The organism is Streptomyces marianii (genome assembly GCF_005795905.1).
Taxonomy (GTDB): domain Bacteria; phylum Actinomycetota; class Actinomycetes; order Streptomycetales; family Streptomycetaceae; genus Streptomyces; species Streptomyces marianii.
On record NZ_VAWE01000001.1, the window covers coordinates 7,257,501 to 7,273,351 of the forward strand.

Annotated in this window: 11 protein-coding genes, 2 rRNA genes, 1 pseudogene and 1 riboswitch (1 of these 15 only partly in view); of the genes and pseudogenes, 13 read left to right on the top strand and 1 reads right to left on the bottom strand. The window is 68.2% G+C overall.

Translation table 11 applies throughout. The features are described from left to right. From FEF34_RS32890 to FEF34_RS32945, 12 genes are all read left to right on the top strand, one after another. Nucleotides 1-1,487, top strand: a 23S ribosomal RNA gene (locus tag FEF34_RS32890) (it extends 1,630 nt beyond the left edge of the window). Between the two features lie 88 nt (nucleotides 1,488-1,575). After that, a 5S ribosomal RNA gene (rrf, locus tag FEF34_RS32895) occupies nucleotides 1,576-1,692 on the top strand. A 164-nt stretch (nucleotides 1,693-1,856) separates the two neighbouring features. Further along, nucleotides 1,857-2,465 (top strand): CDP-alcohol phosphatidyltransferase family protein, encoded by a 609-nt coding sequence (locus FEF34_RS32900; RefSeq protein ID WP_138056414.1) that lies wholly within the window; start codon nucleotides 1,857-1,859, stop codon nucleotides 2,463-2,465. A gap of 116 nt (nucleotides 2,466-2,581) precedes the next feature. Further along, nucleotides 2,582-5,089, top strand: coding sequence for a mannose-1-phosphate guanyltransferase (locus tag FEF34_RS32905; RefSeq protein WP_138056415.1), 2,508 nt, complete (start codon nucleotides 2,582-2,584; stop codon nucleotides 5,087-5,089). A 109-nt stretch (nucleotides 5,090-5,198) separates the two neighbouring features. Then, the gene (locus FEF34_RS32910; protein WP_138056416.1) at nucleotides 5,199-6,122 is read left to right on the top strand and encodes a DUF881 domain-containing protein; all 924 of its coding nucleotides are present in this window, start codon (nucleotides 5,199-5,201) and stop codon (nucleotides 6,120-6,122) included. Beyond that, the gene (locus tag FEF34_RS32915; RefSeq protein ID WP_017948521.1) at nucleotides 6,119-6,451 is read left to right on the top strand and encodes a small basic family protein; all 333 of its coding nucleotides are present in this window, start codon (nucleotides 6,119-6,121) and stop codon (nucleotides 6,449-6,451) included. Before FEF34_RS32910 ends, FEF34_RS32915 begins: the two co-directional genes overlap by 4 nt. Before the next feature lie 152 nt (nucleotides 6,452-6,603). Further along, entirely contained in the window at nucleotides 6,604-7,518 is a 915-nt protein-coding gene (locus tag FEF34_RS32920; RefSeq protein ID WP_234043281.1) for a DUF881 domain-containing protein, read from the top strand. A gap of 485 nt (nucleotides 7,519-8,003) precedes the next feature. Next, nucleotides 8,004-8,534, top strand: coding sequence for an FHA domain-containing protein (locus tag FEF34_RS44020; protein ID WP_325063656.1), 531 nt, complete (start codon nucleotides 8,004-8,006; stop codon nucleotides 8,532-8,534). Between the two features lie 14 nt (nucleotides 8,535-8,548). Further along, nucleotides 8,549-9,286 (top strand): transcriptional regulator FtsR, encoded by a 738-nt coding sequence (ftsR, locus tag FEF34_RS32930; RefSeq protein WP_138056418.1) that lies wholly within the window; start codon nucleotides 8,549-8,551, stop codon nucleotides 9,284-9,286. 76 nt (nucleotides 9,287-9,362) lie between these two features. Continuing rightward, a complete protein-coding gene (locus FEF34_RS32935) occupies nucleotides 9,363-9,836 on the top strand; it encodes a bifunctional nuclease family protein (RefSeq protein WP_026281837.1) in 474 nt (157 codons plus the stop codon). A gap of 228 nt (nucleotides 9,837-10,064) precedes the next feature. Beyond that, nucleotides 10,065-10,667, top strand: a complete 603-nt coding sequence (locus tag FEF34_RS32940) for a MerR family transcriptional regulator (protein WP_138056419.1) — start codon at nucleotides 10,065-10,067, stop codon at nucleotides 10,665-10,667. A 79-nt stretch (nucleotides 10,668-10,746) separates the two neighbouring features. Beyond that, nucleotides 10,747-12,249 carry a DNA polymerase IV gene (locus FEF34_RS32945; RefSeq protein WP_138056420.1) on the top strand — a complete coding sequence of 501 codons (1,503 nt, stop codon included), beginning with the start codon at nucleotides 10,747-10,749 and terminating at the stop codon, nucleotides 12,247-12,249. Between the two features lie 146 nt (nucleotides 12,250-12,395). Here the strand turns inward: FEF34_RS32945 and FEF34_RS44360 are convergent. Further along, nucleotides 12,396-12,542: pseudogene (locus FEF34_RS44360) on the bottom strand (PRC-barrel domain-containing protein); the annotation flags it as partial. 114 nt (nucleotides 12,543-12,656) lie between these two features. Beyond that, nucleotides 12,657-12,752: riboswitch (glycine riboswitch) on the top strand. 177 nt (nucleotides 12,753-12,929) lie between these two features. On the opposite strand from FEF34_RS44360, the gene gcvP reads away from it, so the two are divergent. Continuing rightward, entirely contained in the window at nucleotides 12,930-15,815 is a 2,886-nt protein-coding gene (gene gcvP, locus FEF34_RS32955; protein WP_138056421.1) for an aminomethyl-transferring glycine dehydrogenase, read from the top strand. Nucleotides 15,816-15,851: the final 36 nt, after the last annotated feature.

Below are 15,851 nucleotides of genomic sequence, written 5' to 3' on the forward strand. Positions count from 1 at the left end.
ATGGGGTGACGCAGGAAGGTAGTCCAGCCCGGGCGGTGGTTGTCCCGGGGTAAGGGTGTAGGACGTCACGTAGGCAAATCCGCGTGACACGTAGTCTGAGACCTGATGCCGAGCCGATTGTGGTGAAGTGGATGATCCTATGCTGTCGAGAAAAGCCTCTAGCGAGTTTCATGGCGGCCCGTACCCTAAACCGACTCAGGTGGTCAGGTAGAGAATACCGAGGCGTTCGGGTGAACTATGGTTAAGGAACTCGGCAAAATGCCCCCGTAACTTCGGGAGAAGGGGGGCCACGCCTGGTGATGGGATGTACTCCTTGAGCTGGGGGTGGCCGCAGAGACCAGCGAGAAGCGACTGTTTACTAAAAACACAGGTCCGTGCGAAGCCGTAAGGCGATGTATACGGACTGACGCCTGCCCGGTGCTGGAACGTTAAGGGGACCGGTTAGCTCCATTTCGGTGGGGCGAAGCTGAGAACTTAAGCGCCAGTAAACGGCGGTGGTAACTATAACCATCCTAAGGTAGCGAAATTCCTTGTCGGGTAAGTTCCGACCTGCACGAATGGCGTAACGACTTCTCGACTGTCTCAACCATAGGCCCGGTGAAATTGCACTACGAGTAAAGATGCTCGTTTCGCGCAGCAGGACGGAAAGACCCCGGGACCTTTACTACAGTTTGATATTGGTGTTCGGTTCGGCTTGTGTAGGATAGGTGGGAGACTGTGAAGCTTGGACGCCAGTTCAGGTGGAGTCGTCGTTGAAATACCACTCTGGTCGTGCTGGATGTCTAACCTGGGTCCGTGATCCGGATCAGGGACAGTGTCTGATGGGTAGTTTAACTGGGGCGGTTGCCTCCCAAAGGGTAACGGAGGCGCCCAAAGGTTCCCTCAGCCTGGTTGGCAATCAGGTGTTGAGTGTAAGTGCACAAGGGAGCTTGACTGTGAGACCGACGGGTCGAGCAGGGACGAAAGTCGGGACTAGTGATCCGGCGGTGGCTTGTGGAAGCGCCGTCGCTCAACGGATAAAAGGTACCCCGGGGATAACAGGCTGATCTTCCCCAAGAGTCCATATCGACGGGATGGTTTGGCACCTCGATGTCGGCTCGTCGCATCCTGGGGCTGGAGTCGGTCCCAAGGGTTGGGCTGTTCGCCCATTAAAGCGGTACGCGAGCTGGGTTTAGAACGTCGTGAGACAGTTCGGTCCCTATCCGCTGTGCGCGTAGGAGTCTTGAGAAGGGCTGTCCCTAGTACGAGAGGACCGGGACGGACGAACCTCTGGTGTGCCAGTTGTCCTGCCAAGGGCATGGCTGGTTGGCTACGTTCGGGAGGGATAACCGCTGAAAGCATCTAAGCGGGAAGCCTGCTTCGAGATGAGGACTCCCACCCACTTGATGGGGTAAGGCTCCCAGTAGACGACTGGGTTGATAGGCCGGATATGGAAGCCAGGTGACTGGTGGAGTTGACCGGTACTAATAGGCCGAGGGCTTGTCCTCAGTTGCTCGCGTCCACTGTGTTAGTTCTGAAGTAACGAACATGCCGAGACCACTGTGTGGTCGGCCGGGTTCGATATCTTCATAGTGTTTCGGTGGTCATAGCGTTAGGGAAACGCCCGGTTACATTCCGAACCCGGAAGCTAAGCCTTTCAGCGCCGATGGTACTGCAGGGGGGACCCTGTGGGAGAGTAGGACACCGCCGAACAATTCTTCTGGGAAAGCCCCGGACCGTGATGGTCCGGGGCTTTCTCATGTCCCGGGGGCAGGGGCAGACCGTGCCCGAGTGACCGCCACCCCTGTGTACACCGCTCATCCTGCTGACGGTAAGGTCAGGAGGCATCGTTGGTACGTTCGGCAGGAGGCCCCCGGGTGGAGGTCCAGGAGACCCGCGTTCAGACCGACCGGGTACTCACCATCCCCAACATCCTCAGTATGGCTCGCCTGCTCGGCGTACCGCTGTTCCTGTGGCTGATTCTCCTACCCGAGTTCGGTGGTCCGAAGGCCGACGGCTGGGCCCTGCTCGTGCTCGCGCTGAGTGGCGTCAGCGACTATCTCGACGGCAAGCTCGCCCGCCGATGGAACCAGATCAGCAGCCTGGGCCGGATCCTCGATCCCGCCGCTGACCGGCTCTACATCCTTTCCACCCTGGTGGGCCTGACCTGGCGGGGGATCCTGCCTCTTTGGTTGACCGCGGCACTTTTGGCGCGGGACCTGATGCTCCTCGTGATGGTGGGAATCCTGCGCCGGCACGGCTATCCGCCTCCCCAGGTGAACTTTCTGGGCAAGGCGGCTACCTTCAACTTGATGTACGCGTTCCCACTCCTGCTGCTCAGCGACGGAGACGGGTGGCTTGCGTCACTCGCCGAAGTTTTCGGATGGGCGTTCGCAGGATGGGGTACAACTCTGTACTGGTGGGCAGGGATCCTCTATGTGGTCCAGGTCCGCCGACTCGTCAAGGCTGACGCCGTGGCCGATTGAGCCGTATGCACGGAGCTGTGCAGAGTCCCACCGGTCCGCATGAGAACTGGAGAGGGGCCTGCCCGGACGGGTGAAGTCGGCTGGACCGTCGTCTCTTCAAGGAGGACGCTTCCGACATGAAGGCCGTCGTGATGGCTGGTGGCGAAGGAACACGACTTCGCCCTATGACCTCGAGCATGCCCAAGCCACTGCTGCCGGTGGTCAACAGGCCGATCATGGAGCACGTGCTGCGCCTGCTCAAGCGGCACGGGCTCACTGAGACGGTCGTGACCGTCCAGTTCCTCGCTTCCCTCGTCAAGAACTACTTCGGCGACGGTGAAGAGCTGGGTATGGAGCTCACCTACGCGCACGAGGAAAAGCCACTCGGTACCGCGGGCAGTGTGAAGAATGCGGAAGAGGCGCTCAAGGACGACGCATTCCTCGTCATTTCCGGAGATGCACTCACCGACTTCGACCTCTCGGATCTCATCCGGTTCCACAAGGAGAAGGGCGCACTGGTCACGGTGTGTCTGACCCGGGTGCCGAATCCCCTTGAATTCGGCATCACGATCGTGGACGAACAGGGCAAGGTCGAGAGGTTCCTGGAGAAGCCCACCTGGGGCCAGGTCTTCTCGGACACCGTGAACACCGGCATCTACGTGATGGAGCCGGAAGTCTTCGACTACGTCGAGCCGGATGTCTCGGTGGACTGGTCCGGTGATGTCTTCCCGCAGCTGATGAAGGAAGGCAAGCCGATCTACGGCTACATCGCCGAGGGCTACTGGGAGGACGTCGGCACCCACGAGAGCTATGTGAAGGCACAGGCCGACGTGCTCGAGGGCAAGGTCGACGTGGACATCGACGGCTTCGAGATCTCGCCCGGCGTCTGGGTGGCGGAGGGTGCCGAGGTGCATCCTGACGCCGTGCTGCGCGGTCCCCTCTACGTCGGCGACTACGCCAAGGTCGAAGCCGGCGTCGAGATCCGCGAACACACCGTGGTCGGGTCCAATGTGGTCGTGAAATCGGGTGCGTTCCTCCACCGGGCCGTCATCCACGACAACGTCTACATCGGGCCCCACAGCAATCTGCGCGGCTGCGTCATCGGCAAGAACACCGACATCATGCGCGCCGTTCGGATCGAGGACGGCGCTGTCATCGGCGACGAATGCCTGATCGGCGAGGAGTCCATCGTCCAGGGCAACGTCCGGGTCTATCCGTTCAAGACCATCGAAGCCGGCGCCTTCGTCAACACCTCGGTGATCTGGGAGTCCCGCGGCCAGGCGCATCTCTTCGGGGCCCGGGGCGTATCGGGAATCCTGAACGTCGAGATCACGCCCGAACTCGCCGTGCGACTCGCGGGCGCGTACGCCACCACGCTGAAGAAGGGCGCGACCGTCACCACGGCCCGCGACCACTCCCGAGGCGCGCGAGCCCTCAAACGCGCGGTGATCTCCGCACTCCAGACCAGCGCCATCGACGTCCGGGACCTGGAGAACGTCCCCCTGCCGGTGGCCCGGCAGCAGACGGCCCGGGGCAGCGCCGGCGGCATCATGATCCGCACCTCGCCGGGTGTGCCCGACTCGGTCGACATCATGTTCTTCGACGAGCGGGGTGCGGACCTGTCCCAGGGCGGCCAGCGGAAGCTCGACCGCGTGTACGCGCGTCAGGAGTACCGGCGTGCGTTCCCCGGCGAGATCGGGGACCTCTCCTTCCCGGCGAGCATCTACGACTCCTACACGGGCTCGTTGCTGCGCAACGTCGACACCAGCGGGATCGCGGAGGCCGGCCTCAAGGTCGTCATCGACGCGTCCAACGGCAGCGCCGGTCTCGTACTGCCGAGCCTCCTCGGCAGGCTCGGCGTGGACGCGCTGACGATCAACCCCGGGCTCGACGAGTCGCGACCGACCGAGACGCTCGAGCAGCGCAGGCAGGGCCTGGTGCGGTTGGGCGAGATCGTGGCGTCCGCGCACGCCGCCTTCGGCGTGCGCTTCGACCCCGTCGGCGAGCGGTTGTCGTTCGTGGACGAGCGCGGCCGGATCGTGGAGGACGACAGGGCGCTGCTCGTCATGCTGGACCTCGTGGCCGCGGAACGCCGCAGCGGCAAGGTGGCGTTGCCCGTGACGACGACGCGCATCGCCGAGCAGGTCGCCGCCTACCACGGCACCCAGGTGGAGTGGACGACCACATCGCCCGACGACCTGACCCGGGTCTGCCGGGAGGAGTCCACCATCTTCGGCGGTGACGGCCGCGGTGGCTTCATCATCCCGGAGTTCAGCAGCGTCTTCGACGGTCCGGCGGCGTTCGTGCGACTCCTCGGCCTGGTGGCCCGTACCCAGCTCACGCTGAGCCAGATCGACGCCCGTATCCCGAGGGCCCATGTGCTGCGCACGGACATCGCGACGCCGTGGGCGGTCAAGGGCCTCGTGATGCGCCGGGTCGTCGAGGCCGCCGGTGACCGGTTCGTGGACACGACCGACGGTGTCCGCGTCGTGGAGGCCGACGGCCGCTGGGTCCTCGTGCTCCCCGACCCGTCCGAGGCAGTCACCCATCTGTGGGCCGAGGGTCCCGACGACACATCCGCCCAGGCACTCCTCGGCGAGTGGTCCGCGGTGGTGGAAGGCGCAGGTGACGACACGAAGCAGTGAGCGGGCCGGCGGTCTGAGGACGGAGTGCCGGGGCGCGGGACGGCCCGCGTCCCGGCACAACCGTGGGGCCATTCGGCGGTAGCGGCTGCGACGTGCGACGATGTGCGGCATGCCGCAGCAGCCCCCCGTACCGAGGACAGCCTCACCGCCGCGTCCCGATGCCTCGATGTCGCTGCTGAACAACGTCATGGACCACAGCCTCGACGACGGTTACGCGGAGGCGGCGGCCCGCAGGGACGCGGAGGGCGGGCGGCTGCCCCAGACGCTTCGGGCGAAGTTGTGGCTCGCGGCCGGGCTGGTGCTGGCAGCGCTGGTGGTCACTCTCGGCGCTGCTCAGGCGCGGATATCGGCACCCGTCGTGGCGAAGGAACGGGAAGAGCTCATCGACCGTATCGAGGCCGAGACCACGGCCGCGGACGAACTGGAGCAGGACGTCGACAGCCTCCGCGAGGAGGTCGGCGAACGGCAGCGCAAGGCGCTCCAGCGGCAGGGCGGGCACCAGGGAGACCTCGTGGCGCTGCTCTCCGGAGCGACCGAGGTGACAGGCCAGGGGGTGAAGCTGGTCGTCGACGACGCCAAGGGCAGCAAGGCGGGCGGTGGCGGTCCGCGGGAGAGCAGCGGCTTCTCCGACACCGGCCGGGTCCGCGACCGCGACATGCAGCGCGTCGTCAACGGACTCTGGGAGTCCGGCGCGGAGGCCGTCGCGATCAACGGGCAGCGGTTGACGGCCCTGTCCGCGATCAGGGCCGCCGGTGACGCCATACTCGTCGACAACAAGCCGCTGGTGCCGCCCTACACGGTGCTCGCCGTCGGGGACGGGAAGAAGCTGAGCACCGCCTTCCAGGACAGCGCGGACGGCCAGTACCTCCACGCGCTGCGGGAGAACTTCGGGATCCGGAGCAGCATCTCCGCCCAGGAACGGGTGCGTCTGCCGGCCGCGCCGAGCCTGATCGTACGTACCGCAGAGCCGAGGACCGCCGGTGGTACGCCCGCCGGTCAGGGAACGGCAGAGACAGGGAAGGGCACATCGTGATCGCCGTACTGGGCCTGGTCTTGGGAGTCGTGGCGGGACTGTTGCTCCGCCCTGAGGTGCCGGCGGTGGTCGAGCCCTACCTTCCGATCGCCGTGGTCGCTGCTCTCGACGCGGTGTTCGGCGGCCTGCGGGCCATGCTCGACGGGATCTTCGTCGACAAGGTCTTCGTGGTCTCCTTCCTGTCGAACGTCGTCGTGGCCGCGCTGATCGTCTTCCTCGGCGACAAGCTGGGCGTCGGTGCGCAGCTGTCCACGGGTGTGGTGGTCGTCCTCGGCATCCGGATCTTCTCCAACGCGGCCGCCATCCGCCGCCATGTGTTCCGGGCGTGAGGCCGATGAGTGACGACGACAAGACCCTGCGTGAGAAGCCGGCCCCCCAGGACGGGAAGCCGACGACGACGGGCGACCGCCCGCCCGAGGCGACGCCGCCGCAGAGGCCCGAGGCGACACCGTCCCACCCGCCCGTCCCCGCACTCGGATCCGTGCCGGGGCCGCTCCCCGCCCCGGCTCCCTCGACGCCCGCGGGAACCGGGAAGGCCGGCGAACGGTCCGCCGCTGCCGGGAACGCGGGCTCCGGGACCGACGAGGCGGAGCGGACGGACCGCACCGACGTCCACGGCACGGACGCTCCCGCGGAGGAGGGCCCAAAGACGCCGCCGTCCGGCGACGGGACGCGGTTGACCGGGCGGCAGCGACTGGTGGCCGGGCTGTGGCCGCCCCGCTTCTCTCGCGCCCAACTCATCGTGGCCCTCCTGCTGTTCGTCCTCGGCCTCGGCCTGGCCATCCAGGTCCAGTCGACGAGCGACAACAGCGCCCTGCGCGGCGCCCGCCAGGAGGATCTCGTGCGCATCCTCGATGAACTGGATGACCGCACCAAGCGTCTGGAAGATGAGAAGCGGCGCCTCGAGGACCAGCGGACCGAACTGGAGACCAGCTCGGACCAGGCCGAAGAGGCGCGCAGGCAGACACAGGAAAAGGAGCGGCAGCTGGGCATCCTCGCAGGTACCGTGGCGGCACAGGGCCCGGGCATCACGCTGACCATCGGCGACGGTGCCGGAGCGGTCGAGTCGGACATGCTGCTCGATGCGATCCAGGAGCTGCGCGCCGCCGGGGCCGAGGCGATCCAGGTCAACGGGGTGAGGGTCGTCGCGGACTCCTACTTCTCCGACGGCGGCGGTTCCATCGAGGTGGACGGCAAGAAGATCAGCGCTCCCTACCGCTTCAAGGTCATCGGCAAGCCGCAGGACCTCGAGCCGGCGCTGAACATTCCCGGCGGCGTGGTGCAGACCCTGGAGAAGGAGCAGGCCACCGCCTCGGTGACCCGCTCGGAGAAGATCGTCGTGGACGCCTTGCGGCCCGTGGAACGGCCTGACTACGCTCGGTCGTCCTCTCAGTGAGACAAGGGCGTACCAGGGAGGCCGGAGATGGACGAGGGGTTGCGGGGGGTCGGCGCATCGTAGGAGTGCTGCGTGGTGGAAACTGTCCGGAGGGTACGGACGTTGTGAGGATGTCCGGTCGGCAGGTGTGTTCATTCAGGGTTCCTGCCCCACGGGCGGGTCTGTTTTTCGGTCAAGGGGAATCGCCCGTGAAGTTGTTTGGGAAGTTGTTCGGCAAGAGCGCACGCGAGGACGGCGGCACCACCCGTCATCGCGCACCGCGCCATGGCCAGGAGGCGGAGCAGAGCGGCGAGCGTCCGCTCTTCCGGGACGAGATCGCCGGTGGTGACATTCCCGGCGGTCCGGGCGCGTCTGCTGTTGACCCTGCCGGTCCCGGCCGCATAGGTTTCGGGGAACCGTCAACCTCAAGTGCGGGTGGAGGGTTTACGCCCGACCCGTATGCATCCCATGCCCCCGCGGGGCAGCCGCGGCAGGAGGACCCGTCCATGCCGGTGTGTACGCGATGCGGCAATCGCAACGCCGAGACCAGCCGCTTCTGTTCCAACTGCGGCGCGCCGCTGCGGGCCGGAGCTTCGGCGGAGCGTGCCTCGGAGACGACCTCGACGATCTCCATCTCGGGGATCGAGGCCTATGAGGCGGAGGCCACCGGCCAGACGCCCATTCCTTCGCTCTCGCCCGAGGCACAGGCGGCCGTCGACGCCCTGCCGCTCGGATCCGCCCTGCTCGTGGTGCGCCGCGGGCCGAACGCGGGCAGCCGCTTCCTCCTGGACAGCGAACTGACCACGGCGGGCCGCCACCCTCAGAGCGACATCTTCCTCGACGACTTCACCGTCTCCCGGCGGCATGTGGAGTTCCGCAGGGCGGCCGACGGCACCTTCACCGTCACCGATGTCGGCAGCCTCAACGGCACGTACGTCAACCGTGAGCCGATCGACTCGGTCGTCCTGGCGAACGGTGACGAAGTTCAGATCGGAAAGTACCGGCTGGTCTTCTACGCGAACCAGCGGGGCATGTGACCTCAGGGACCTCCATGCGGCGAACTCCGACGGGCGGTGCCGGTCACGGCACCGCCGGTGGCGACCAGCTGGTCAGTATCGGCTCGGTGCTGAGTCAGCTGCGCGAAGAGTTCCCCGAGGTCACGATCTCCAAGATCCGGTTCCTGGAGGCCGAGGGGCTCGTCGAGCCGAAGCGCACACCGTCCGGCTATCGCAAGTTCAGCGCCGAGGACGTCCGGCGGCTCGCTCAGGTGCTCCGGATGCAGCGGGACCACTACCTGCCTCTGAAGGTCATCCGCGAGCACCTCGACGCGCCGGCCCGGGGAGAGCGGCCTCCGCCGCCGTCCGAGAGCGGGCCAGTGGATTCCGGTGCGGCGGACGAGTTCCTCTCCGAGAAGCCCACGGCGGCCCGCGTCGGCCGGGCGGAGCTGCTCGCCGCCGCGGAAGTGACCGAGGCGGAGCTCGACGAGTGGGAGTCCTACGGTCTGATCACTCCTTCGGCGGAGTCCGCCTACGACGCCGAGTCCGTGACGGTGGCCAAACTGATCGCCGACCTGGGCAGATTCGGTCTGGAGCCGAGGCATCTGCGGGCGATGAAGGCGGCTGCCGACCGTGAGGCCGGACTGGTCGAACAAGTGGTCGCACCGCTGCGCCGGCACCGCAATCCGCAGACCAGAGCGCATGCCGAGGCGACCGCGAAGGAGCTGGCGGCGCTCTCGGTCAGGCTGCACTCCGCGCTGGTCCAGACGGCGCTGGGGGTGCGTCTCCCCTGAACTCCCGGGCGGGCTTGCACCGATCTTGGGGGAACCCGACTACCCAAACCTGCCGGGCACGTCCTAGGGTTGCTGTGTGAACGAGCTCGACGTTGTGGGTGTCCGGGTGGAAATGCCCTCCAACCAGCCGATCGTGCTCCTGCGCGAAGTGGGAGGCGATCGGTACCTCCCCATCTGGATCGGACCGGGTGAGGCGACCGCGATTGCCTTCGCGCAGCAGGGAATGGCGCCGGCCAGGCCGTTGACCCACGACCTGTTCAAGGACGTCCTGGAGGCCGTCGGACAGGAACTCACCGAGGTGCGGATCACGGACCTGCGGGAGGGTGTCTTCTACGCGGAGCTGGTTTTCGCCAGCGGCGTCGAGGTCAGCGCCAGGCCGTCCGACGCCATAGCTCTGGCGCTGCGGACCGGCACGCCGATCTACGGCAGCGACGGCGTTCTGGACGATGCGGGCATCGCGATCCCGGACGAGCAGGAGGACGAGGTCGAGAAGTTCCGCGAGTTCCTCGACCAGATCTCGCCGGAGGACTTCGGCTCCAGCAGTCAGTGATTCCGCCGGTCCGGCGCCGCCATCCGTAGGGAGGAGGCGTCGCTGTCCGGTCCGGGCCCGGTGAGTCGGAACTTCGCCCGCCGGGCATCCGGCCACCTATTCCCCGAATCAGGGCACGCAAAACCACTCTCAGGGTGATTATCACTCGGCGTGCCGAGTGTGGCGATCGTTGACGCACCCGGGGCGACTCCCTACCGTCGAGGAGGCAGGTCAAGGACGGAGGTCGGCGTGAGAAGCAGCGGCGACGGTACGGCAGCGGGTGCTCACGGGCGTGGTCCCGCGGAGGGCTTGCAGCCGTATTCGCTTCACGACAGTGCGCAAGCCGATGTGACGCCCGAGACCGTGGGCTACCGGGGGCCGACCGCCTGCGCGGCGGCGGGCATCACCTACCGGCAGCTCGACTACTGGGCGCGCACCGGTCTGGTCGAACCGAGCGTCCGGCCGGCCTACGGATCGGGCACGCAGCGGCTCTACAGCTTCCGGGACGTGGTCGTCCTCAAGATCGTCAAGCGCTTCCTGGACACGGGCGTCGCCCTGCAGAACATCCGCGCTGCGGTACAGCACCTGCGGGCCCGCGGCTTCGCGGACCTGGAGCGGATGACCCTCATGAGTGACGGCGCGACGGTCTACGAGTGCTCCTCGCCGGACGAGGTCGTCGATCTCCTCCAGGGAGGGCAGGGCGTGTTCGGGATCGCGGTCGGAGTCGTGTGGCGGGACGTCGAGGCGGCGCTCGCGCAGCTGCACGGCGAGCGCGTCGACACCGGTGAGACTCTGATCGGCCACGACCCGGGTGACGAGCTGGCCCGGCGCCGCCGCGAGCGCGCCGGCTGACCCCCGGGCCGGGCCGGACTTCCTGGCCGGCCGGTACGGGCACGGGCGATTGTCAGTGCCATAGGGCAGCATCGGAGCCGTGAGACCCGCGCCCACCATCCTGCATCTGGACATGGATGCGTTCTTCGCCGCCGCGGAGCAGGCGGCGAAGCCGAGTCTGCGCGGGAAGCCGGTGGTCGTCGGCGGCCTGGGGCCGCGCGGAGTTGTCGCCACCGCTTCGTACGAGGCGAGACGGTTCGGTGTGCACTCGGCGATGCCCATGGCACAGGCGCGGAGGCTGTGCCCAAACGCCGCCTACCTGGTGCCGCGCTTCTCGCTCTACCGGACGGTCAGCGACCAAGTGATGGAGCTGCTGGGCGAGCTCTCGCCCCTGGTGGAACCGCTGAGCCTGGACGAGGCCTTCGTGGATCTCGAGGCGGGTGGGACGGCGGATGACTCCCGATCGGCCCGGGAGGCCGGTGAGCGGCTGCGCAGGGACATCCTGGTGACCACCGGGCTGACGGGTTCGGTGGGATTGGCGGGTTCCAAGATGCTGGCGAAGATCGCCTCGGAGCAGGCCAAGCCGGACGGGCTGGTGCTCATAGCGCCCGGCACCGAGCGGGAGCTGCTGGGGCCGATGCCGGTACGGACTCTGCCGGGCGTAGGTCCGGCGACGGGCGAGCATCTGCGGCGGGCCGGCATGACCACGGTCGCGGATCTGGCCGAGGCGGGGGAGGACGAGCTCGTACGGCTGCTGGGGAAGGCGCACGGGAGAGCGATCTTCCGGATGGCCATGGGCCACGACGACCGGCCCGTGGTCGCCGAGCGGGACGCCAAGTCCGTGTCGGTCGAGGACACCTTCGACGTGGACCTGCACGACCGGGTCCGCATCCGGACGGAGGTCGAGCGGCTGGCCGACCGGTGTGTCCGCCGGCTCCGTGCCTCCGGGCACTCGGGACGGACGATCGTGCTGAAGGTGCGGCGGTTCGACTTCTCGACGCTGACCCGGTCGGAGACGCTGCGCGGGCCCACGGACGATCCCGCGGTGGTGCGGGAGGCTGCGGCCCGGCTGCTGGAGGCGGTGGACACCACGGGCGGGGTCCGGCTGCTCGGCGTCGGTGTGAGCGGCCTCGCCGACTACACGCAGGAGGACCTCTTCGCACAGGCAGCCGCGGGGGAGCGACACGACGAGGACGAGGAGTCCGCGCCGTCCCGTGAGCCGACGCCGGGCGAGGAGCGGTCGCCGGGCGGGGACGCGAGGCCGGTGGCGGACCGGCGCTGGGCCGCCGGGCAGGATGTACGCCACGCCGAGTACGGCTCCGGATGGGTTCAGGGCAGCGGGCTGGGGAAGGTCACGGTCCGCTTCGAGGAGCCGTGGTCGGCCGCGCCCGGCCGGGTGCGGACGTTCGCGGTGGACGACCCGGGCCTGGAGCCCTCGGAGCCGCTGCCGCTGGTGCGCCCGCCGGAGGATCAGTCGTCGTGGCCGGCCAGCCGCCCGAAGTCGCGGTCACCGGCGGAGCCGGTGCCGGGGCCCCCGGCCTCGTCGCCGGGGGACGGAGAGGTGGTCGGCCTCTCCGGAAGCGAGGGCAGGTCGAGACCGTAGTGGTGGTACAGCTGCAGCTCCTGCTCGGGAGAGAGATGGCGGCCGACACCGAAGTCCGGCGCGTCCTTGATCAGGGCGCGCTCGAAGGGTATGTGGAGGCCGTCGCCCTCGAGCCGGCTGGGCTCCAGTGGTACGAACGCGTCCCGGCTGAACAGGCCGGTTCGTACGGCCGCCCATTCGGGGACGCCCGTGGCGTCGTCGAGGTACACCTCGTCCACGGTCCCGATCTTGTGGCCGTCGCGGTCGAACGCCTTGCGGCCGATCAGGCTGCGCGGATCGATGTCGGTCTGCACGGTCCCTCCAAACAGGTCGCACGGGTTCGCTGAACACTACGAAAGTGCACATCCAGGGCGGCGTCCACTCGAAGCTCCCAGGTGAGGCCGCGCTGGTACGCTGGCAGCGGCTGCTGACCCCGTGCGGGAGAGTGCCCCGGTGAAAGCCGGAGCCGCCGAAGGAGCAAATCCTCCCCGGAATCTCTCAGGCCCCTGTACCGCACGGACGAGGTCACTCTGGAAAGCAGGGCGGGCGTCGGACGGCATCCGCTCTCACCGACGGTGAAAGCCGGCGCGCCCCGGGGCGTTCCGGTGAAGCTCTCAGGTTGAGATGACAGAGGGGGAGGCCGTCCGGGCACCCGCGCCGTGGTGCCCCTCGCAGGTCGTTACGACCAGGAGGCCTCCGCAATGACCGCCAACCGCATTCCGCTCTCCCAGCTGGAGCGAGGCACCCCCTTCGAGCAGCGCCACATCGGCCCCGACACCGAGGCCCAGGCGAAGATGCTGGCGCAGGTCGGCTACGGCTCGCTGGACGAGCTGACCGCCGCCGCCGTGCCGGACGTCATCAAGAGCACCGAGGCTCTGGGACTGCCCGGCGCCCGCACCGAGGCCGAAGTGCTCGCCGAGCTCCGCGGCCTCGCCGACCGCAACCAGGTGCTCGCCCCGATGATCGGCCTCGGCTACTACGGGACCTTCACCCCGCCGGTCGTCCTGCGGAACGTGATGGAGAACCCGGCCTGGTACACGGCGTACACGCCGTACCAGCCGGAGATCTCGCAGGGCCGTCTGGAGGCGCTGCTCAACTTCCAGACCATGGTCGCCGACCTGACCGGACTGCCCACGTCCGGCGCCTCGCTGCTCGACGAGGGCACCGCCGCCGCGGAGGCCATGGCGCTGTCCCGGCGCGTCGGCAAGGTCAAGAACGGTGTCTTCCTGATCGACGCCGACGCGCTGCCGCAGACCATCGCCGTGATCGAGACCCGGGCCGAGCCGACCGGCGTCGAGGTCGTCGTGGCCGACCTCGGCGACGGGATCCCGGCGGAGATCGCCGAGCGCGGAGTTTTCGGCGTACTGGTCCAGTACCCGGGTGCCTCCGGTGCCGTCCGGGACATAAAGCCGGTCATCGACCAGGCCCACGAGCTCGGCGCGATCGTCACCGTCGCCGCCGATCTGCTCGCCCTGACGCTGCTCACCTCGCCCGGTGAGCTCGGTGCGGACATCGCCGTCGGCACGACGCAGCGCTTCGGCGTCCCCATGGGCTTCGGCGGCCCGCACGCCGGCTACATGGCCGTCCAGCAGAAGCACGCCCGCAGCCTGCCCGGGCGACTCGTCGGCGTCTCCGTCGACGCCGACGGCAACAAGGCGTACCGTCTCGCCCTGCAGACCCGCGAGCAGCACATCCGCCGCGAGAAGGCCACCAGCAACATCTGCACCGCCCAGGTGCTCCTCGCGGTCATGGCCGGGATGTACGCCGTCTACCACGGTCCCGAGGGGCTGCGGACGATCGCGCGCCGGACCCACCGCTACGCCGCGATCCTCGCCGAGGGGCTGCGCGCGGGCGGTGTCGAGGTCGTCCACGGCACGTTCTTCGACACGCTGACCGCCCGTGTCCCGGGCAAGGCCGCCGGCATCGTCGCCGCGGCCCGCGAGGGTGGTGTCAATCTGCACCTCGTGGACGCCGACCACGTGTCGCTCTCCTGCGACGAGACCACGCTGCGTGCCCAGGTCTCCGCCGTCTGGGCCGCGTTCGGCGTCTCCGGCGACATCGAGGCGCTGGACGCGACCGTCGAGGACACGCTGCCCGCCGCGCTGCTCCGCAGGGACGATTACCTCACCCACCCGGTCTTCCACGCGCACCGCTCCGAGACCGCGATGCTCCGCTACCTGCGCCGGCTCGCCGACCGCGACTACGCGCTGGATCGCGGCATGATCCCGCTCGGCTCCTGCACGATGAAGCTGAACGCGACCACCGAGATGGAGCCGGTCACCTGGCCGGAGTTCGGCCAGATCCACCCCTTCGCCCCGGTCGGGCAGGCCGAGGGTTATCTGACCCTGATCCACGAGCTGGAGGAGCGCCTCGCCGAGGTCACCGGCTACGACAAGGTCTCGATCCAGCCGAATGCCGGATCCCAGGGCGAACTGGCCGGCCTCCTCGCGGTCCGCGCGTACCACCGTGCCAACGGCGACGAGCAGCGCACCGTCTGCCTGATCCCGTCCTCCGCGCACGGTACGAACGCCGCCAGCGCGGTGATGGCCGGGATGAAGGTCGTCGTCGTCCGCACCGCCGACGACGGTGAGATCGACGTCCACGACCTGCGCGCCAAGATCGAGAAGTACCGCGACGAGCTGTCCGTCCTCATGATCACCTACCCGTCGACGCACGGGGTGTTCGAGGAGCACGTCGCCGACATCTGCGCCCAGGTGCACGAGGCCGGCGGTCAGGTGTACGTCGACGGTGCCAACCTGAACGCGCTGGTCGGCCTCGCCAGGCCGGGCAAGTTCGGCGGCGACGTCTCACACCTCAACCTGCACAAGACGTTCTGCATCCCGCACGGCGGCGGCGGTCCCGGTGTCGGCCCGGTGGCCGTCCGTGAGCACCTCGCCCCGTACCTGCCGAACCACCCGCTCCAGCCCTCCGCCGGGCCCGAGACCGGCGTCGGCCCGATCTCGGCCGCCCCCTGGGGCTCCGCGGGCATCCTGCCCATCTCGTGGGCGTACATGAGGCTGATGGGCGGCGAGGGCCTCAAGAGCGCCACCCAGGTCGCGGTGCTCGCGGCGAACTACATCGCCAAGCGCCTCGAGCCGCACTACCCGGTGCTGTACACCGGACCGGCGGGCCTGGTCGCGCACGAGTGCATCGTCGACCTGCGACCGCTGTCCAAGACGACCGGTGTGAGCGTCGACGACATCGCCAAGCGCCTCATCGACTACGGCTTCCACGCGCCGACGATGTCGTTCCCGGTGGCCGGCACGCTGATGATCGAGCCCACCGAGAGCGAGGACCTGACCGAGATCGACCGGTTCTGCGACGCGATGATCGCCATTCGCGCGGAGATCGAGAAGGTCGCCTCCGGCGAGTGGCCCGCCGAGGACAACCCGCTGCGCAACGCCCCGCACACCGCGGCCGTGCTCGGCGGGGAGTGGGAGCACGCGTACAGCCGCGAGGAAGCCGTCTTCCCTTCGGGTGTCGAGGTGACGGACAAGTACTGGCCGCCGGTGCGCCGGATCGACGGCGCCTTCGGTGACCGGAACCTGGTCTGCTCCTGCCCGCCGCTTGACGAGTACGACGGCTAAGGGCTGTCCCCGGGGCTGCCCGGAAAGCGTCAGGGC